Genomic DNA, 21,315 nt, shown 5'->3' with positions numbered 1-21,315 from the left:
CTCCTATCGCGTGGCGAGCAGGCCCAGGAGGAACGCGCGCAGGTCGTCGTCCAGGTACCAGTCGCCACTGAACATGCTCTGAATGGACCGGGCGAGAGTGTCACCTGTCTCCGGTTGCGTCTGCTGTCGTCGCAGGAGCCGATCCCACGGGCTGCGCTGCATCCGGCGGGCACCCGGCCGGCCGGTGTGGGTCCGGCTGAACCAGAACGCGCGCTGCGCGGCGTCCAAGTCGTCGAGACGCCCGGCGAAGTGCTGGCCCAGGGCGTACCCGGCCGCGCCGAGTCCCTCGTCAGCGAGGTCGGCGACGGTGACCCGCTGCCCTTCCGGCTCGTAGCGGCCCTGGGTGCCGTTGACGGCCGTAATACGGCGCGCCTCGGGGGTGTTGAGCCAGGACCGCGGGATGAGCCGCTGGACACCCCGCACGGCCCGTTCGGCGTCCGGGTCAGTGTCCGGGCCGAACACGATCGCGGAGTTGCCCTCGGGGCCCATGTCGCGGATGTCGGCCAGGGACGCGGCCACGGCGTCGGGCACCGCGGCGGCGTACCGGGTCCGCAGATCCGCGTACTCCCGGCGCGCGGCCGCAAGCTCGGAGCGGGCGGCCGTGATCTCGATGTCGAGGTCGGGGTCGTCCGGGATGGTCGCGCTGCTGCGGGCCGCCTGCAGGTTGACCAGACGGCGCTCGCTCGCGGCCACGTAGTCGTCCGCGTGCTGCAGCGTGACGTGCGGGTCGTCGCCGAAGTCATCGCCGAGAGCGGCGGACAGACGACGGGTCACGTCGGTGTCGACGTCGCGCCCGGCCATCCGCAGGGCTGCCATATGGCGGAGCCCCGTCAGGCCGGGGCCGCCGTCGGCCGCACGGTCCGGAGCCCACTGGATCCGGTCCGACCGGTCCGGGAGACGACCGGACGCGAGGCGCGCCCACGTCGTCGGCCGCCAGAACGTGAGGCGCCGCTGCGCCTGCCCGAACCGGCCCGGCTCCGGCATGAGTCCGGCCCAGTGGGTGATCCGTGCGGCCAGCGACTCACCATCCGTGTCGGGCAGGTTCACCGCGCGGTGCAGGCGAGCCAGGCGGCGGGACTCCGGCCACTGCCGGACACGGCGCACCATGCGCCCCAGGAAGGCGCGCAGGCGGGCGAGGCGGTCGCGCGAGTCCTGGTACTTCTCAGCGATCGTCCGGGCACCCTGCTTCACCAACTCCCCGAACCGCTTGGCCAGGCGAACCAAGGCGGCGACGATCCGGGCGAGGAGACCCGGCTGTCGGCCGGCGTCCGGGTTCGCGGTGGCGACCCGGCGCGCGATCCGGCGGGCCGTGGCCTGCCGGGAACCGGCCATCTGCTGGGTGAGGATGCGGGCGATCCGCTCGGCGTCGCCCGGATCCACGCCCGCGGCCTGGAGTTGCTGCAGGAGTGCGTTCACCGCGTCGTCGGTGTGCCCGGTGACGGCCCGGGTGACGTCCGGATCGGCATCGGGGTCCGTTACCGGTCGGCCCGCGACCTGGTTCGGGATGAGGCGCAGCAGGTCCCGCGCGCGGGCCGCCAGGTCCTCGTTGCTCTCGCCGTTGAGCGGCTCGAGGTCGTTGATGGTACGCAGAGCTGCCCGCACGGTGTCGTTGTGAGCCTGGGTGCGGGTGTTGCGGAGGCGGCGCTGGGCGTTCGCCCGGTCCCGGCCGGTGATGCCCGCGGCGTCGAGCGCGGCGGATCCCTCCTGGCGGGTCGTCTGGCGGGCGTCGGTCAGGGCCTCGGGGGTGAGGCGCTGGGCGATGGCCTCGCGCAAGGCGTGGATGTCGCCGGGCGGTTCCGTGCCCGCGACGGCCTCGTCGATGATGCGGGCTGCGTGGGCGCGGCCGTGATCGCTGGCGATCCGGTCGACGTCAGCCTGCGGCGTCTGGTTGGGGTCGCGGGGCGTACCGGCCGGCGGCAGGGCCGGGGTGGGCCGGTTCCGGTCGTAGACGTTCACGGCGCGGCCGTTGTGCAGCCCGAAGTCGTGGACGTTGCCGTCCTCGTCGACGCCGGTGAGCTGCATCCACCAGCCGTTGCGCTGCGGCTCGCTGATGATGGTCAGCCGCCGGTGGCCGTTCAATTGGTAGCCGGTGCGGCTCACGGGGGCGTCGATGACGTCGCCGCGGCGCAGGCTTCCCGGGCGGACCTGAGCGACGGGCATCGTGGGCTCGTCCGGCGTGCTCAAGGTGTCCGGGGTGTCGTCGGCGTCCGGCGGGGTGACAGGTTCCGGCTCAGGCTCAGGCAGCTGCCAGGCAGGCATTGCCCCGTGTTCGATGCGGTGCGTGCGCCGGCCGTCGGAGTCTTCCAGGTGCAGGCTGCGGATGCCGCCCGGTGCGTCGGTGACGTCGAGGACCCGGTAGACGCGGACGGGTGCGCCGTTCGCATCGCCGGGCAGCGCCACCAGGTCGCCGTCGGCGAGCTGACCGACGTTGCTCGGCCGCGGCCGGTCAAGACCGGGCGGGAGCGCGCGACCGGCCGCTTCGTCCAGGCGGTTGGCGGCACGCATGGCAGCACGTCCCTCGGGCGTCGACGGGTCTGCCGTGGCTCGCAGTTGCGTGGCGAGTGCTGATGCCTGCTCCGGGGTGACGGGCAGGTCCGCGGTGATGCGCACGGCTGCCTGGTGGGCGTCGGGGTCGGTGTCCGGGCCGTCGGCGTGGTCGCCGATGACGTTCCGATCGCTCGAGTCGAGGTCCGGGTCGACGGTCGGGCCGGTCACCGGGTCCACGGGGCGCGGCGTCGGGTGCACGGTCAGGTCATCGTTCGGCTCGGGTGCGTTGTCCGGGCCGAGGTCCGGGGCGCCACCGTCGCGGCCCTGGGCGCGCGGGAGAACCGCGCGGGCGTCGACGTCGATCTCGCCCATCTCGCCGGTGGTGGTGTCCGCGTACTGCAGGGTGACGCGGTCGCCGTCCCGGTGAGGTGGGCTGGTGATGGCGGCAGTGACGAGCTGGCCGTCCAGGTCCAGGACGATGACGTCGCCGTCCTTGAGATCCCCGGCCGCGAGATCGTCGATGCCGGCCACCGGTGCGGTTGCGGGCTCGTCGTCGCGCACCTGGCCGGTGACACGGAGGTCGCCCGCGCTGCGGGTCACGGTGCCGTCAGCCGTGTGGATGGTGACGTTGTCCCCGTCGACGTCATCGACGGGGCCGAGGAGGGCACCGCTTCTGTCGCTGACGACGTTCTGTGTGGTCACCCGGTGCCCGTCGGCGGTCCAGCCATCGGGGCGCTGTCCGTCGGTCACGGTCAGCGTGGTCGCCGGAAGCGCCGGGTCGTCGTCGCCGTCGGACCAGTGCACCGACACGGAGGTGTCGGCGGCGCCGGTGACCGTGCCCTCCCGGCCGTCGGTGCCGTGGACGGTGCTGCCGGGGAACAGGACTCGCCCGTCGTGGTCGGCGGGGATCTGGTCGGGCACAGCACCGGCACGAACCGACGCCTGGGCGCCGCTGGCCGGGGACCCGGGCACGACGTCGTCCGGCGCCTCGGCGCGCGCCGCATTCGCGTTGGCGGACGTGTAGACGTTCCCGGCCTCGCCGGTGCCGTCCGGGTTGGCGGTGACCCAGGTACGCCACATCTGCTCGGAGCGGCCGCGGCGGGTGACGTCGATCAGCTGGGGCATGGTCTGTACGTATCCGGCTCGCTGGACCGGCCGCCCGTTCACGGCGGCACCGTTCATGCGGACCATGTCGCCCTGGACGAGGTCCCCGACGCGAGCCCAGTGCGCGGGCTGACCGGCGATCGGCTCCGGCGGCGCCTCCGGCTCCTCGGCGGCCGGAACGTCCGGGAGTTCGTCCGGGCGTGGGCGGCGCATGAGACGGGGGCGGACCGGGTCGTCGATGGTCCGGAACTCCTGGAAGTTCTGCGGGCGCTCGCTGACCTGGTTGCCGTTGGGGTCGATGATGCGCGTGGAGCTGCCGCGGTCGATGGAGTAGTCGCCGAGGGAGCCCATGGGCAGGCCGATGCCGCCGGTGTTCTCGGGAAGGTAGGAGCCTGCGCCGCGGTCGGCCACGGTGATGCGTGCGGAGTTCGGGCTGAGGTCGCCCCGGGTCCCGGCGATGGTGGAGAGTTCGTCGCCGCCCTGCACCTCGCCCGGTGCGACGGGGATGGTGTAGCCGTCCGCCTCCTGGCGTGCTCGCCACTCGTCGTAGTGCTGGTTCAGCCAGCCCTCGTCCGCGACCGCCTGGCCGGCCTGGAACTTCCGATGGTTGCGGTGGTTCTCGTCGTCGGCGTACTCCTCGCTGATGCCGCGTGCGAGAGCGGCTCCGAGGGACTCGCCGTCGGGCCCACGGAACGCACGGGCGCGATCCATTGCGTCCGGGGCGTCCCATGGGAACGGGTTGCCGTCCGCGTCCCGGATGCCCTCCATCACCTGCGTCATCCGCAGGGCGTCCGGCTGGCTGGTGAAGGTGTAGAGGGAGGCCATGGAGCCGGGCGCAAGGACGTGCCAGCTCGAGCGTCCGCTCGATCCCTTGTAGCGGGCGATGGCCAGCCGGCCGCCGGGCGAGAGCTCGAGCGTGCGGTTGGCCGCGAGCTCGTCGCGGTTGTCACGGGCCCACAGGTTGTTGTGCACGCCGCGGTCGTCGAACGTCCCTTCCTGCAGCCGCTGCCGCAGCTCGTCGACGTTGCTGAACCGGGGCGCGTTCGCGGCGCGCTGCTCCTCCTCGTACTGCTGCCGTTCGGCGCGGTCGTTGGCGCGGCGGGCTTCCTTGTACTGGGCGAAGGTCTGGCGGCCGCCGTTGAGGTCGTACCACTCGTCCAGTTCCTCGCTGGCGTACTGCCTCCACCGGTCACGCGCGGACAGGCTTCCGCCGGAGAACAGCTCACGCTCGTCGAAGCCAGGGTTCGCGTACTTGTACTCACGGCGGAAGAGGTAGCCGTTGGTCGCGTCGACGGCCTGCTGGTAGCGGGCCTCATCCCAGTCGGCGAACTCCGCGCGCAGGACACGGTCGGCCTCCCGCGCCCGGTACTGCGGGTACGTGAGGCGGCCGTTGCCGTCGGTCTTGTCGTCGCCGAACAGCCACCGGTTCAGCTCCGGCGAAGCAAGTTCCCTGGCCTGCTTGTTGCTGTACTTGCCGCCGGAGAACACCGCGCGCGGGTCGATGCCGGCAGCCTCGGCCTTGGGGCTGAGCATCCGGCCGCCGGTGGCCTGCGTGGCTGCCTGGAACCGCTCCTCGTCGAGGCCGTCGAACTCCCGGCGCAGGCGACCGGGGGTGGCCGGTGCGGGCTGGGTGACGTCCGTGTCGCCGAAACGCAGTGCCTCGTCCATGGCGCGGCCCTCGCGCTCCGCCTCGTCGGCGTTCGCCGGCGGTGTGGTCTGTGCGGCAGCACGGACCCGCTGGTCGACGTAGCCGTCGCGACGGTCCATCTCCGCCATGACCCGGAGTTGGTCCTCTGGGCCGAGGCCCTGCCGCATCGCGGCCTCGAGGTCGGCATCCTCCACGTCGGTGAGGTCGTCGGGCAGGTTGAACGCTCCAGCCCGCTCCTGCTGGTAGTCGTCCTGCACTGCACGGATCGCCTGGGGCAGGTTGCGGCTTTCCCCGTCACGCCACGCGGCGACGCTGGCCCGGTCCTGCGGCCGATGCCAGTCGAAGGGGTCACCGTTGGCGTCGGTGAGCTCCTCGAACCGGCCGGCGAGCGTGCGCGCTTCCTCTGGATCGTCGGAGGTGAGGGTGATGCCGGGCAGGCCTGATCCGTTGCGGGCCTGGGCGAAGCGCCACACGGTCGTGCCGTCGTCCTGCTGCTCGGGCCACAGTGCGAGACCGCCCTGCGGGGAAAGGGCGAGGCCTTCCCGGTCCGCCAAGTCCGCGAGGTGCGCGCGCCGCTCGGGGGTGTCCTCGTCCGCGGTGAGGCCCTCGCCGGTCCGCCAGGCGTTCCGCAGGGAGTCCACGTCGTGCCCGTGGTCGCCGGCGGTGTCGTTGCTGCCGTCGCCGGTGGGGACGTTGAAGTCCGGCAGGTCCGGGTGCGGCAGGCCAACGCCACCCGGGCCGCCCTCGCCGGGGCCGCCGGTGCCGCCCCCGTTGTTGCGGCGCCGACGCCTACGGCGGCGCTCCTCGTCGTCCTGGTTCTCCTCGTCGGGGTTCGGGGCGTTCTCTTCGTCGTCCGTGTGGTCGGAGTCGCTGTCGTTGTTCGAGTTCCCGTTGTCGTCGCTGGAGTCGGGCGCGTCCGCGCCGCCGCCGTTGGGCCCGCCGTCCGGGTCCGTGTCGTTGCGCTGCCGGCTGTTGTCCTCGTCGTCCTGGTCCTGACGCTGCTCGCCCTCGTTGTCGTCGGGGTTCGGCTCGCCGGTGTTGTCGTCTCCGTCGTCGGCCGGGGTCGCCTGGTTGTCGTCCTGGCCTGTGTTGGACTCGCCGTCGGTGCTGTGGTCGTCGCCACCGTGGTTGGCGCGGTCATCGTGCTCGCCGCGAGCAGCAAGTGCTGCCTGACGGAACCGTTCGGCTGCAAGCTCGCCTTGCGGGCCCGCGAGTTCGTACTGGTCGGCGAGAGCATCAATGCGGTCGGCGATGTCGCGCAGCTCCGTATCCGGGTCGTCGGCCGAGTCGGCGCGATCCAGGCGGTCGTTCAGCTCCTGCATCTCCGGGAGCGATTCGCCGCCCACGGCGTTCATGCCCGCGTTGAACAGCAGCTGTGTCTGCAGCGTCCGGCCGCGCCGGTGCTGAGCGTCGTCGTTCCCGTTGGACAGGCTCGGAAGGCCTTGCCCTCGCATGTCGTGGGCGAAGCCGCGGGCCGCTTCTTCGGGGCTGTCGTATCGGCCTTCGCTCGTCTGACCGCCCGGCCTCCACCAGTAGTAACGGCCCTGCGGCTTATCCCGCCCGAGGAGGCCCTCGATCTGGCCGTCGACGTAGATGTTCCGGGGTCCAGCTCCCTGCTTCGGCCTGTCCAGCCAGACACTGTCTCCCAGATCGTCGGCCCAGGCGGGCACACCCTCTGCGTCCGGTTCGCCGGCCGCGGGGGCGTCATCGTCCCGGTAGTGCGCATCGGTCCCGTCGGGGATGGCCACGATGTCGCTCGGGCGGAAGCTCAGTGGCTGGCCCTTGACGCGCCAGTAGCCCTCTCGCTCGGCCGGGCGTTCCACCGTGACGTTCACGTGCTCGCGGTCGGTGAGACCACCTCGGCCTACAACGATCCGGAAGCGGTCACCAGGGCGGGGTTGGATCTGGGAACCGTCGACGGCCTGCCAGCCCTCCGGGACGCGCACCTTGGAGGCGATGCGCTGCCCGTTAGCGCCCTCGATACGGCGCTGCAGGTCGGAGGAGTCATCCCGCCCGGGGTTGCCCTCCGGGAGCCGTTCCACCAGGTCGGTTGCGTCGATCATCGCAGCCTCGGTCCGAACGTGGTCCCGGCCGCGGAGCGTGACGTGCGACTCGACCTCTACACGGACCTGCCCGTTGCTGAGTACGGGCGTGACGCCGACGACGCGTCCCACCATGTGCATCGGCTCGTTGTAGGCAGGATCCCCAGAGACGGTGTGCACCCAGTCCCCACGTTGGATGTCGGACGCAGGGACCATGTCGCCGTCGTACCGCTGCCGCACCGCCGCGAACTCGTCCGCCGCCTGTCCCGGCGCGTTCGGAGCGGGCATGGGGCCGTTGTCCGTCACCGCCGCAGCGCTCTGGAAGTCCGGGTGTGCAAGGTCGCGCTCGGCCTTCATGAGGGCGGCCGTGGCCCACGACTTTGTGCGCCGGGTCTCGAACGGGAGGTCCGGGTTCGAGTACTGCTCCTCAAGCCATGCGGCTTCGTCGCGGATCTGGCGGAGGTCGCCCTGGAGGTCCTCGGTGTGGCCGTCCTCGACGCGTCTGATCAGCTCGGCCAGGCGCTGCATACGGTCCTGGTCGTCGATCCCCTCGGAGTGGTTCCGCAGGGTGGCGATGTCGTCGCCGATGTCGGCCATCCGCGCACGGAGTTCGTTCGAGTAGGCGGGCCCGTGATCGGGCTGGGCCGCGGCTGCGGCCCGCGCCTCTCCTTCGGCACGACGTGCTGCTTCGCGGGTGCGCGCCTCGTCCATCTCGCGACGGACGTCGATGTTCCGGACGAGAGCGGCCACCGCCGCCGCGCGGCTGGAGTGCTCCAGCGGCCCGGATTCCTCGCCATCCCGGGTGTAGAGCCACTGTCGGCCGAGCTGCCGAACGCTGCCGGCGTGCTCACCGTCGACGGTTATGGGGTACGAACCGTCTTCGCTGCGCTTGCCGATCGCGGCACGGGCGAGCGCTGCGGCCCGATCCTGCTTCTCCTTCTCCTTCCGCTCGTTGTTCTTGCGGACCAGCTCGCGCTTGCGCTGCTCTTCCCACAGGGCACGCCGGCGGTTGGCGACCGGGGAGACCGCGAGCATGGCGTTGCCCTGAACGCGCGGCCCCTCTCCGCTGGGCGCGACGTGCCGGTTCTGCCACGCCTGCAGTTCCTCGAGCTCGGCCTTGATGTCGTCGTCTTCCATGGACGCCGGTGGCGTGTCCCGGATCGGCGCGGCGGGTGTTACCGGGGCATGCGAGTTGCCGCGGTTTGACTCTTCCTCCCGCTTGCGCGCCTCCCGGATCCGGTCCAGGAGGGGGTCGGTGTAGCCCTCGCTCGTGACTGCCATGCGGTTGAGGTGGAGATCGGTCGCATCCCGCAGCTTTTGAAGAGTGGCGCGGTCCTCGTCGTTCCCGGTCTCCTCACCCAAATTCGCCAGAAGGGCATCCGCAGCGTCGCGAAGGCGCTGTTGTGCGCGGCGCTGGAGGCCCCACATCTGATCGTCAAGCTCCGGATCGGCTTCCGATGCCTGGACCGCGGCCGCGAGCCGATGCCGTTCGCTTTCTGCTGGCTCGCTCATCAGTCGGGCGTTGAGGGGCGACGCGTTCCAGCTCTCCATCAGAGCCCAGCGTTCTTCGCGGGCCTCCCGCCCGCTTGGGGTGCCGGGCTCTTCGTAGTGGGCGTGGTTGAGATCCACGCCTATGGCGCCAGTGTCCGAGGTCGCCGGGGTCTGGCTGTTGTCCGGGGAGGCTTGGGGGGTGTCGGTGGTGCCGTTGGCGATGAGGTCCGGCGTGCCAAACTCGTCCGCGGGCCGGGGCTGGTTCTGCTCCGGAGACGGCGTCGGCCGCTCGTCCTGGCCGAAGTCGTCCGGGCGCATCTGGCGCCAGTCCATGCCGCCGCCGGCGTCGCTGCGCTCTCGGTCCGGCACGGTGCCGGGCTGGGACGTGCCGAACGAAGCAGTGGCACGGTCCACCTCGAGCTGGACGTCTTCGCCGTTCCGGCGGCCGGTGATGATGACCTGGCCCATGTCGCCGCGTCGGATCTCGGAGACCTCGATGGGCTCGGACCAGGTGGTGACGGTGCGGGCGCTGGTTCCCTCCGGACGACCGATCTCGGGCACGCGGACGGTGTCGCCGGGCTGGACGTCGTCCCATCCCGAGTGCTTCCAGCCCTCTCCGGATCGCTGGTTACGGGCGTCGTTGATCTTGTTGAGAGCGGTGATGGCGGCCGCGCGGCTGGTGTACCGCTCGCGGGTCGGGGTGCGTCCGTCACGGTCGACGTACACCCACTTCTTCGTCTTGGGGTCCTTGTAGACGGCGCCGATGAGTGCACCGTCGCGGCCTTGCACCTGCTCGCCCTTGAGGCGTGCGAGTCGTTCGGGGTCGCGGACGAGCCGGGCCTGGTCGCGACGGTTCGACTCGTCGTGGCGTCGGGCGTACTCGCGCTCAGACTGGGCGGAGGTGAGGGCCTGGATGCGGGTGGCGACCTGCCGGCGCACGGCTCGCGCCGACGGCTCGTTGCCCTCGGGCAGGGCCGCACCGCGGAGCTGGGCGAGTTCCTGAGCGATCTGCCCGTCCCGCATGGTCTTGGGGTCGTCGGCACCCGGGCGGGGTGTGCCGTCGTCGGCCGGGGCGTCGAACATCGTGCGGATCTCGCTGCCACGGCGGCGGGCGAGGACGCTGTCGTACGGGGTGGCACCGCGGCCTTGGAGCCGCATGTTCTTCGGACCGAGGGAGTCGATGGTCTCCCACCGGTGGCCGGTCCACACCTCGTCGCCAGGCTGGAAGTCCGTGGTGGCCCAGGTGCCGGGCGGGGCGTGGTACCGCCCCTTGAGCTGCTCGAGCTGCTCGAGCTGCTCCGGCGTCAGGTCGGGCCGTTCGGCCTCGTCCTGCGGCGCGTGGTAGGCGACCCCGCGTCCGTCCAGCCACTGCTTGAGCTGGCGGACCTTGTCATCGCGGCGGGACAGCGTCATGTTGCTGGGCAGGTAGAAGAACCGAGGCTGCGTCCTGTCCCTGCTGCCCTTGAAGCCCAGGCGGCGGAGCACGGCGAACTCTTCGTCGCTGACCATGCCGTTCGACGTGGGGAAGCGGACGGTTGTGCCGGTGCCGCTGTGGTCGATGCGGACCTGGTCGGCCGGGGCCTCGGCGGGCTCGGCGGCCGGGGTGCCTGTAGCGTCCGGCGTCGGGGTGTCCGCCTCGGAAGGTTCGACCGTTGGCGTCTGGCTGTCCGGGGTGTCTGCGGACGGGCCATCGTCTTCCGGCGCGTTCGTGCCGGGAGCGTTCGCCTCCGGCGCTGCGGGGGCGTCCTCGTCTGCGTGGAGGACGCGCAGCTCCTTGTCCGGCGCGAGGAAGTGCTCGCCGCCGTCCTCGTCGACGACGCGGATACGGCCGCGCGGAGTCCGCAGCGGCGGCTCCTTCACGGTGTGCGTGCGTCCGTCGTTGTCGACGAAGCGGTCACCGGGCTGGAAGTCGGCAGGCTTGCGCGACTGCGGGGGCCGCAGTCGGCTGGTGTCGCGGCCCTCATGGGCGGCGAACATGTCCGGCGTGCCCGTCGGGTCGTCCGCCTGGTCGTCGGGGTTGTTCGGGTCGGCAACAAACCGCTGCTGCTCGTCCGTGTCGACGTTGAACAGGCCTCCGGGCTCCTCCTGGGGCGTCTTAGGCTTGGGCTTCGGCTCCTCCGGCGGCTTCCTGCCGGCCCGGCGGGCTTCCTCCGCCTCCAGGACGCGAAGGCGGGTGCGGTCGGTGCCCTCCAGTTCCCCGCCGTTCGCCATCTCCCGTTCCATCAGGGAGACGATCTCGTCGCGGATCTCCCCGTCGTCCATGGAGGAGGGTGCCTTGCTGGCGTGCGCGGCCTCCGCGGGTGCGTTGACCTCATCAGGGCTCAGGGTGACCCCAGGGTCGGACTGGGCCGACGGGGTGACGCCGGAAGGGGTCTGCCTCGCGGTGTCGCCGGTGCCGCTGTTGGGCTCGGTAGTGGGTGGCTTCGGCGCGTTGGCGGCGCTCGCTTCGCGGAGCTTGGCGTCGGCCTCGTGGACCCGCTTGGCGTAGTTGTGGTAGCCCCGGATCTCGTTCGGCTCGGCGTCGCTTCCGTTGCCGGAGAGCACCACCGCTGCCTCGAGCAGCATGTGGTGCACCTCGATCGGCGCGGTCACCCTGAGCGTGCCGTTCTTGCCCGTCTTGGCTTCTTCAAGCGCCTTGCGGGTGTCGGGGTCCTGCGTGGTCCAGGTGCCTTCTTCAGTGACGTGGTTGACGACGGCCGCCGGCATGGTCAGCGTGACCAGGTTCTCCGGGTTGTCCCACGCGTGCTTCAGCGGCTCGGATGCGGCCGGTTCCGGCACGTCCGGCTTCGGCGGGGCATCGTTGACGGTCGCCTTCTGCTTCTTCGCTGCGATCGCTCGGGCATCGGCGGCGAACCGGTCGACGTTCGCGTCCAGGTGGTCCTCGAGCCGGTGCAGCGCTCGCACCATGTCGCGGTCCAGGCTGTCGGTGTCCATCTCGTCGAGGGAGGCGAGCGCGCCCCGCATGGCCTCGGCGTTCTGGTGGTAGCCATCAGCGCCCTTGGGGGTATCCGTGACGTTCTGCATGTGCTGGGCCAGGGCCTGGAACTCCTCCGGAGCGCCGTCCGGCCACTGCTTCTCGATGAGCTCGTTGACCTTGGCCCAGTCGTCGAGGATGGACGCGGCCGCGCGCTTGGCATCGGTGCTGTTGGGGTGCTGCTGCGTACGGCCCGGTGTGTCGAGCTGCACGTCCTCCGGGCGGCGGCGGGCCCTCGGGATGACGTTCATCGTGTCAGCGGCGTCCGCACCGAACTGGTGGGTCTCACGGCGGCCGCCGAGATTGCGGGTGGTGAAGGTACGGCCCCCCGGGTATCGGCGCACGCCCGTGACGACGTGACCGAACTCGCCTCCCGCGACGACATCGCCGACACGGACGCGGTCAGCGCGGACCTTCTCAGGGGTGTGCCCGTCGGTGTGGCCGGACACCACGACCTGGTTCGGTGTGCGCATGAGGCGCACGCTGTCCCCGGAGGTCATCACCGTTCCGTCCGGGGCCGTGAGGGTGGCGTCCAGCAGCGGCATCCACTTGCTGCTGTCGTAGGTGGGGGCGACGGTGCCCTCGACGGTGACGGTTTCCGGCAGGTCCTGGTCCCGAGTGCTGGCCGGCCACTCGATGTCGCTGCCGTTCACGGTGACCTTGACGCGGTCACCGGGCTTGAGGTCACCTCGGCTGACCGTCTCCGGGGCGCTGCCGTTGTCCGCGGGAGCAGCGGGAGTCTGGGAGCTGTCGAACTCCCGGCGGGCTCGCTGGATGGCGGCCTGGATGTTCTCGCCGTTGCTCGAGCGCCAGGTGCTGGCGGCTTCGTCGAGGTTCGGGTCGGAGAAGTCGAAACCGGACCAGGTGCGCCACCTATCGCCCTCGGTTGGAGCGGTGCGGTTGAGGTGGGTCGCGAAGTCGGCGGCTTCCTCCGGGGTGGCGAAGTCCCCGGCCATGTTCATGCGCTGGCCGGTGCCGGTTGCCGTCAGGTACCAGCGGCCGGTCTCGTCGTCGCGCAGGATCGCCAAACGGCCGTCCGCGCTGGTTCGCAGGTCGTCGTCGCCTGCGACGGACCGCAGGAACTGCGCCATCTTCGGCTTCGTGTCGGGCCGCTCGGCAAGGCCGAGGAAGTGCTGGCGGACAGCCGCGGTGTTCGAGAAGCGGCCGCCGGCCATGTGCCGTTTGTTGGGCAGCGCCTGGACGTTGATGGGGTGCTTGCCGTCGGCGGGCTCGTCCTGGTCGTCGTTCTCACGAGGGCCGGCAGGATGGTCGTCCTCGCCGATCGGGCGGCCGCGGTCGTCGACGTCGTGAGGGTCGTTGGGGGTGTTGAGGTCGCCGTCGTCGTCCCGGGCGACGCCGTTGCCGCGGGCGGGGTCCTGGTCCCGCTTCTGGTCCTCTTTCTGGACCTTGTCCTCGTTGTCCGTGGGGGCGGAGCCGTCAGGGCGGGCGACCATGGTCACCCAGTTGGCGAGGGTGGTGTGTCTGCGGCCGGTGAACTCGTTGGGGCGGGTCTGGTCCTGGACGAGGACGCGGTTGTTGGGGAGCGCGCGGAGGACGCGCGCGAGCTGGCCACCCCACAGGCGGACGGTTCCGCCCGTCTCGATAAACCTGCCCTTGCTGTCGCGCGGGTGCAGGGCGGGGTTCCAACGGCGGGCGGCTTTGACCTCGAGACCGTCACTCAGGTCCTGCAACTCAGCGTGCGCAGCAGCGGGGCGATTCAGCATGGCGCGGACCATGCACGTCACGCGTGGTTAGCGTCGCGTGGTGCTGGCAGCACCCGCTTCCAAGATCGTTCTTGCCCAATTGGGCAAGCGGCTTCCCGCCCTCGTGCGGCCAGGTAGGTCGGGTCAGTTCACGTCCTCGTCTGTGGCGTAGTGGAGACGGCAACGGCAGTTGATCGTCAGGGCGAGCGGGGCGAACGGGTCGCCGGGGTAACGGAGCTGGGCGCCGTCGACCTGGTACGGCGTGCCGGCGGGCAGCGTCTTGCCCTGCAGGGCTCGGTGCGCGGGCCGTACGCGGTCGTCCTTGCGGGTGATCCATGTCCGGACGACACCGGGCCCAGCGCTTTCCGCTGCGGCGTCCGCGGCCCCGTTGATGGTGGAGACGGCGCAGGTCTCGGCGACCCTGGTGGTCAGGGCGGGGCCGGCCGCGTTGTAGAAGCCGCCTACCATGTGCTTCAGCGTGTCGAGGTCCAGGTTCGGGTCGGCCTGGGCCTGGTGGAGCACTTCGGCGAGCTCGGCGAGGAATGCGGTCATCGCTTCCCCGGCGTGCGCCGCGGTGACGAGCGCGGGCGCGACTGCGGCCGGGGGAAGCGTGTCGATGCCGGTGACGGCCTTGCTCAGCTTACGGGCGGTGGCGGCCGCGGCCCGCTGCAGGATCGGGGTCAGGGTGGTGGTGGTCTCCTCCGCCCAGCGGGCCGCGCTGACGACGCGGTCCTCGTCGAGGTCGGCGTCGCCGCCGCGGGTGTCGCTCTCGTTCTCCGGCTCCCAGAACCGCGTGTGCTTGCGGATCTTCGGGGCGTGGAGCCGGGCGACGATGACTCCCTCCTGGCGCGCCAGGAGCGCGGTGAGGGCCGCCTCGATGGCTGCGGCCAGGGTGTCGAATTCGGCGTCGGTGACCTCGAACCCGTTGTCGTCGTTGGGGAGCGCCTTGGTCTCGAGTTGGGCGCGCGCCCGCTCGACTTCCTCGGCGGCGGGTCCGGCTTCGGGTTGCACGATGCTGGCGCGGGCGGCCGCGACATCGTCGGCTGCTTCCCCAGGGGTGTCGTCGGGGACATCGGCGCGGGCGGCCGCCACGGCGTCGGCGGCGGGCGAGTCCGATCCGGTGGGCGACTCGAGGGATGCCTGTCCGCGGGCTGCGGCGACATCGTCGGCTGCGGTCGGAGCCGGTTCGGCGGAGCGGGCCTCGGCGACCGCCGCGGCGGACTGGCTTCCGCCGGCCGCGGACAGGTCGGAGTTCGGGCCGGGGGCACCGTCTGCCCCTGGGGCGCCGCCGGGGTCGGAGAGGCCGAGTGCGGCCGAGTCCTGGGCGTTGGCGGGGACGGGTGCCTTCTGCGGGCTGATCCACAGTGCGCGGGACTGTGGCGTGTTGAACGGCGTGCGCCCGGACGCCACCCGGTATTCGTCGATGGTGATGAGGCCCTTGTCGAACTCCTCGCGGGCTTCCTGGCGGGCCTGACGGCGCGGGAACTCCAGCGCTTGAATGCGGGAGGTGTCGAAGCGGATCACCCAGTCGTCCGACAGGTCCGGGTCGAACGCCGACGCGATCAGGTTGAGGTGGGGGAGCTCCGTGTGAGCCCAGAAGTTGTACTCCTCCCGGTCGGCGTTGTTGAACGTCCGCTCGCTCGCGTTGCCGATGACCGACTCGTACACGCCGAACGCGCTGAGGATCTCGTTCTTCGCGGTGGTGGACAGCGTCTCGTAAGCCATCTCCCGTGGGCGGGCGGAGGTGTCGACGTAGGTGACGCCTCCGGGTCCTGTGCCGACAAGGGTGAGCTGGCCGGCGTTGTGTGCGCCCGGAGCGAGCCGTTTCTGGATCCGCGCGACCTCGCCCGCATCGACACCGTCCAGGTCGATGCCGACGATGCCGCCAGGGCGGCCGTCGTTGTCGATGAAGCTGATGTTGTAGGTGCGGGCCTTGACGTCCAGGTCGACCGACAGGCCGGCGGCATCGAGCGGGGTCACGCCGCAGAAAGGGTCCGTCGGGTGTGGGTCTCGGATCCAGATGACCTTTTCCGGCGACAGTTCGCGGATGCGGCCGTTGTACTCCGTGAGCTCGAAGTGACTCACATAGGCGGAGTTCTCGGTGTCCGGGATGACGTTGACACGATCCGGCGGGAGCAGGTCGACCCGGGTCAACACGCCCCGCCGGTTCTTCGTCTTCTCGACGAACACGCCCTTTTTGCTGAGCAGCAGCTGGGCACTGAGCCGCTTCTTGAAGACGTCTCCGGTCTCGAGCGGGTTGGCCTTCCGGTTGAGCAGCTTGTAGAGCGGGTGGTCCTTGAGGACCTCGGCGAACTGGCGCTCGTCGCCGCCGCGGCCGATCTGGATGGGCAGGGTGGAGGCGTGCTTGCTGATCGCCTCCACGGACTTGAAGGTCCAGATGGAACGCTCGTAGCCCTCGACGATGACGCGCTCGAGATCCCAGCCGTCGGCGCGGCCGGGGGTCCCCCACACGTTCGTGACGCCCGCGAACGACATCGACGTGTAGACGCCTCCGGCGAGCAGGTCCTTCTGTTCGACGGGCGCGGGCGCGGTTGCTGGCTCCACGGCCCTTCGAGGGACAAGGAGGCCGCGGATCCCGGGGAAGAGTTGGCGGGGCATCAGGCCCCCTCATCGCTGGACAGCCACAGGCCAGCGGCTACGCCGAGGACACTGACGGCTAGCCATCCCAGCGGCTGCAGCAGGTAGAACAGGAGTGCGGTCTGGCCCGCGTAGGCGGCGAAGGCAACCATGGCGCCGGCATCTTGCTGCCATCGCTGCTTGGAGCTGCGGCGGACGACAATGCCGCTGGCGCACAGGCCGGTGAGTGCGGCGGAAAGGCCGGCGACCCAGTGCAGGGCGCCCAGCGCACCAAGGCCGCCGAGCGCACCGAACGAGAGCAGGACGAGCCCGAAGGACTCCCTGCCGATCTTCGCGTCGGGAAGCACGGGCCCGGTGATGTCGGTGGAAGCGACCGGGGCGTCGTTCGACGGCTGAGGTTGCTGAGTAGTCACGCCGCGCACCATGAACAGCGGGCGGCGTTAGCGTCGCGTGCTGCTCAGCGCTTGGGGCGGGACACCCCGGAGACGTAGGCGCCGAGGCCGCGCCGGTTGATCGTGCCGCCGGGGATGATCTTTGCGTTCGGGGGCGGCAGGGGGATTTTCCGCTTCGCCCGGACGCTCTGGTCCCCGCCGATCAGGTGCCTGTTGTCGATCTTCTCGGCGCAGTCCTGGCCCTTGACCTCGTCGTACGGGCGGCGGCAGCCCTTGCAATACACCTCGAGCGCGTCGACGCGCTGCCCCTCGGTGGTCTTGAAGCTGCCGCGGTAGTCCGCGATGCTCGCGATCTTCGGCGTGACCTCGATCTCGGCAGCCACGACCCACGCGTGGGACAGGTCCTTCTTCTCCAGGGCCGGGGCTCGGGCCGGGGTCCGGGCGGCCGCGCCGCCTTCTGGGGCAGGCTCATCGAACATCAGTGCCTCGATAGCTGGCGAGGAAGGGGGTCCCGGAGCGGGGCTGACTATGCCCGGGTTCGCAGCTGACTCTGGCTCAAGCCAGGAGAACAGGCTCTCCTGTAGGTGGGAGCGGCTGGCCTCATGCGTGATATGGGCTGTTGCCACCGTTCCTCCGCATTGCTGATGGTTTGACGCAGGTCGAAAAGCCCTGCTACTTGCCAAACGTCAACGACGCTGCTCTGTTACATCCGCCCCATCTGGTGCAACTCGCTGGAGTGATACAGCATCTGTGTGTGATCGTCGGTGGTCACGGATGTGATCACTTCCGACTCGTCTGGAGGAGGTGCAGACCCTTCGAATCGGACCTCGGCGGAGGGATAGGGTGGGGGCTTCCCACAACCGCCTTCGGAGGTGCCCGCCCGGTGGCTGACAGCTTTGTTCACCTGCACAATCACACCGAATACTCGATGCTTGACGGCGCGCAAAAACTGAAGCCGATGTTCGCTGAAGTCGGCCGGCAGGGCATGCCGGCCGTCGCGATGAGTGACCACGGCAACATGTTCGGTGCGTACGAGTTCCACCAGGTGTCTAAGGGCTTCGAGAACGTCAAGCCGATCATCGGGATCGAGGCGTACGTAGCTCCTTCCTCTCGCAGAAACCGCAAGCAAGAGTTCTGGGGTCCCGGTGGCCAGCGTGCCATGTCGGATGACGGCGAAGGTTCGAAGGACGTCTCAGGCGGTGGCCGCTTCACTCATATGACGATGTGGGCGCAGAACGTCCAGGGCCTGAAGAACCTCTTCTATCTGTCGACGGAGGCGTCCTACACGGGGCAGTTCCCCGCGGGTAAGCCACGCATGGACATGGAGCTGATCAGCGAGCACGCTGAGGGCATCATCGCCACGACCGGCTGTCCGTCTGGTGCGATCCAGACCCGTCTGCGCCTGAAGCAGTACGACGAGGCTCGTGAAGTTGCCGCTGCTTACCAGGACATCTTCGGGCGTGAGAATTACTTCCTGGAACTGATGGATCACGGGCTGTCCATTGAGCGCGAGGTACGCGACGGACTGCTGCGTCTGGCCAAGGATCTAAATATCCCGCTGCTAGCCACCAACGATGCGCACTACATCCACGAGGATCAAGCCGATGCGCATGACAACCTTCTGTGTATCGGTGTCGGCAAAAACAAGGCCGATGAGAAGCGGTTCCGTTTCCAAGGCAGCGGGTACTACCTCAAGACCGCAGCAGAGATGCGAGAGTTGTTCGCTGAACTGCCGGAGGCGTGCGACAACACGCTGCTCATCGCCGAGCGTATCGAGTCCTACGACAGCGTCTTCGAAAACGTCGACGAGATGCCACAGTACCCTGACGTGCCGGAGGGGGAAACTCAGGAATCCTGGCTGCGCAAGGAATGTCTCGTTGGCCTGGCTAAACGCTACGGTGATCCGATTCCGGACGAGGTAATGGAGCGCTTCGAGACCGAGATGAAAGTCATCGGTCCCATGGGCTTTTCTAGCTACTTCCTTGTTGTCGCCGACATCTGCAAGTATGCCCGTGACAACGGCATTCCGGTCGGCCCTGGTCGTGGTTCGGCCACGGGCTCGATCGTTGCTTATGCGACTCGAATTACTGAATTGTGCCCACTTGAGCATGGCCTGCTGTTCGAGCGGTTTCTGAATCCCGAGCGTATCAACCCGCCCGATGTCGACCTCGACTTCGACGACCGCCAACGTGACACCATGGTGCGATATGTCACCGAGAAGTACGGCGACGAATACACGGCCATGGTGAACACGTTCGGAAAGATCAAGGCCAAGAATGCGATTAAGGACTCGTCCCGCATTCTCGGCTACCCGTTCTCTCACGGTGAGCGGATTACCAAGGCACTCCCTCCCGACATCATGGGCAAGTCGATCCCGCTCGACGGAATCTTCGACCCGGCGCATCCCCGCTACGGCGAGGCGGGAGAGATCCGGCAAATGTACGAGAACGAGCCGGACGTGAAGACGGTCATCGACACCGCTAAGGGTGTCGAGGGTCTCACCCGCGGCACTGGCGTGCATGCGGCCGCGGTCATCCTGTCCAAGACAAAGCTGACCGAGCGCATCCCGCTGCATATGCGCGCCAAGGACGGCGTTAAGATCACTGGCTTCGACTACCCCAGTTGCGAAAATATGGGGCTAGTCAAGATGGACTTCCTGGGCCTGCGAAACCTGGGCGTCATCGACCACGCGCTGAAGAACATTCGTGAGAACCGTGGTGTCAAGCTAGCCACTGTCGACCCAGGAAATGGCGACGACGGTGTCAAGGTAATCCCGCTTGATGACAAGAAAACCTTCGAACTCCTCGGCCGCGGCGACACGTTCGGCGTTTTCCAGCTAGACGGCGGCGGCATGCGCGCCCTGCTCAAGCTCATGGAACCGTCCCGATTCGAAGACATCGCGGCGGCCCTCGCCCTGTACCGGCCAGGACCGATGGCTGCCAACGCGCACACCAATTACGCGCTACGCCAGAACGGTAAGCAGGATCCGGACCCCATCCACCCGGAACTGAAGGAAGTCCTCGACCCCATCCTGGGCTCCACCCACCACCTGCTCATCTTCCAAGAGCAGATCATGGCCATCGCCCGGACCCTGGCCGGTTACACCCTCGGCGGCGCCGACATGCTGCGCCGCGCGATGGGCAAGAAGAAGCCCGAGGTGCTGGCGGCTGAGTGGGAGAACTTCCACAAGGGAATGACCGGAAAGGGATACTCAGAAGAGGCCACAAAGGCAATCTGGGACGTCATGCTCCCGTTCTCCGGCTACGCCTTCAATAAGTCTCACACCGCCGGGTACGGTCTAGTCAGCTATTGGACCGCCTACCTCAAGGCGAACTATCCGGCCGAGTACATGGCCGCCCTTTTGACTTCTGTGGGCGACGACAAGGACAAGGCCGGCGTCTATCTCGCCGACGCACGCAAACTCGGCGTCACTGTTCTTGCGCCGGACGTGAACGAGTCATTGGCCGAGTTCGCGGCCATCGGTGATGACGTGCGCTTCGGCCTACTGTCAGTGCGCAACGTCGGTGAGAACGTCATCGAGTCGATCATCGCCGCCCGCAAATCACACGGAAAGTTCACTTCCTTCTCGGACTTCCTAGACAAGGTTGACCTGCCCGCGCTGAACAAGCGCGCCATCGAATCCCTCATCAAGGCTGGCGCATTCGACTCCCTTGGGCATACCCGCAAGGGCCTTTCCGCTGCACACGAGATGGCGATTGACGCTGTCGTGCCGCTGAAGAAGGCCGCAGCCTACGGTCAGGACGACCTGTTCGCCGGCATGGGTGCAGCAGACAACGGCGACGGAAATTTCGGCATCAAGGTCGACATCAGCGAAGACGAGTGGTCGCGCAAGCATCTCCTCGCTACTGAGCGGGAGATGCTCGGCATGTACGTCTCCGCGCATCCGCTGGACGGCACCGAGCACATCCTCTCTGCCAACCGCGACACCACAATCGTCGACCTGGTCTCTTCTGGTCGTACAGAGGGAATGGTCCGCCTTTCCGGCCTGATCACCAGCGTCCAGCCGAAGGTGACAAAGCAGGGCAACGCCTGGGCCATCGTGAATCTCGCAGACCGAGACGGAACGATCGAAGTTTTGTTCTTCCCAGCCGCTTACCAGCTCGTTGTCGGAGCACTGGTGGAGGATGCCGTCATCTCAGTACAGGGCCGCATCAACGACCGGGACGGAACCGTGTCTATCTTTGGCCAGGAACTGCAGGTACTCGACGTGACCTCGGCAGAGCGAGCGGGCGCAGCCCCGGTGCAGCTCACGCTGCCATACCACCGAATCAACGAGAGGGCAGTGAAGGAACTCGGCCGTATCCTCAGCGCGCACCCCGGCGAGAACCCTGTACGTCTGGCGGTCCGCGGCCCGAGCAAGACGACCGTCTATCAGCTCGGGCCGATGGTGAATGCCACCACTGTAGCCTCCGACATCAAGGGCAGTTTCGGGCAAGAGGCATGGCAGGGCGTGGCGTGAGTAGCGAAGTACGTGATAGCGAGACATTTCTCATCAAAGTCGACAGCACGCCCTCTTGCCTGCAGTGCAACGGCTCCACGCTGCTCCTCGCTCAGTTCCCCCACACCTGGAAGAACAGTTTCGGGCAGGACGTATCGGGCCTCAGAGAAGCAGTGCTCTGTCCGAGCTGCGACCACGGGGACCCGGCAGCAACGGAGCTGCTTGCGCTGTACTCCGTCGACGGCCCTGTGAGTCCAGAGAATCTAGACGTCTTCGGCGGACTCGTCGCGGCCTGGGTGGAGTCTGTTCGGCAGCGCAGCGTCGATGAAGAGGCGCTGAACGCCGAATTTGAGCTGTGGAAGCGAGGCGAGTTGTAGTCCAACGCGACATCGGAAAGGGGCCTGGCCTGCGTGTGGG

At 68.9% G+C, this 21,315-nt stretch carries 6 protein-coding genes; 2 read left to right on the top strand and 4 right to left on the bottom strand.

What is annotated here, in order from left to right:
- Nucleotides 1-3: 3 nt before the first annotated feature.
- The 4 genes from ACIQVL_RS03540 to ACIQVL_RS03525 all read right to left on the bottom strand — a co-directional run bounded on the left by ACIQVL_RS03540 (nt 4) and on the right by ACIQVL_RS03525 (nt 16,918).
- On the bottom strand, nt 4-13,470 hold the full coding sequence (locus ACIQVL_RS03540; RefSeq protein ID WP_403474221.1) for a hypothetical protein: 13,467 nt from the start codon (nt 13,468-13,470) through the stop codon (nt 4-6).
- 123 nt (nt 13,471-13,593) lie between these two features.
- The gene (locus tag ACIQVL_RS03535) at nt 13,594-16,014 is read right to left on the bottom strand and encodes a phage portal protein (protein ID WP_403474219.1); all 2,421 of its coding nucleotides are present in this window, start codon (nt 16,012-16,014) and stop codon (nt 13,594-13,596) included.
- A 53-nt stretch (nt 16,015-16,067) separates the two neighbouring features.
- The gene (locus ACIQVL_RS03530; protein ID WP_403474218.1) at nt 16,068-16,460 is read right to left on the bottom strand and encodes a hypothetical protein; all 393 of its coding nucleotides are present in this window, start codon (nt 16,458-16,460) and stop codon (nt 16,068-16,070) included.
- 44 nt (nt 16,461-16,504) lie between these two features.
- Nucleotides 16,505-16,918 carry a hypothetical protein gene (locus tag ACIQVL_RS03525; RefSeq protein WP_403474216.1) on the bottom strand — a complete coding sequence of 138 codons (414 nt, stop codon included), beginning with the start codon at nt 16,916-16,918 and terminating at the stop codon, nt 16,505-16,507.
- A gap of 404 nt (nt 16,919-17,322) precedes the next feature.
- Here ACIQVL_RS03525 and dnaE point away from each other — a divergent pair, with 404 nt between their 5' ends.
- Complete coding sequence (gene dnaE, locus ACIQVL_RS03520; protein WP_403474215.1) at nt 17,323-20,919, top strand: DNA polymerase III subunit alpha; 3,597 nt, start codon at nt 17,323-17,325, stop codon at nt 20,917-20,919.
- Nucleotides 20,916-21,275: a DUF6300 family protein gene (locus ACIQVL_RS03515; RefSeq protein WP_403474214.1), complete on the top strand. Its 360-nt coding sequence runs from the start codon at nt 20,916-20,918 to the stop codon at nt 21,273-21,275. The genes dnaE and ACIQVL_RS03515 overlap by 4 nt, the downstream gene beginning before the upstream one ends.
- Nucleotides 21,276-21,315 lie beyond the last annotated feature (40 nt).

The organism is Streptomyces sp. NPDC090499, assembly GCF_044769305.1.
Taxonomy (GTDB): domain Bacteria; phylum Actinomycetota; class Actinomycetes; order Streptomycetales; family Streptomycetaceae; genus Streptomyces.
This window is presented reverse-complemented; position numbering and strand designations above follow the sequence as displayed.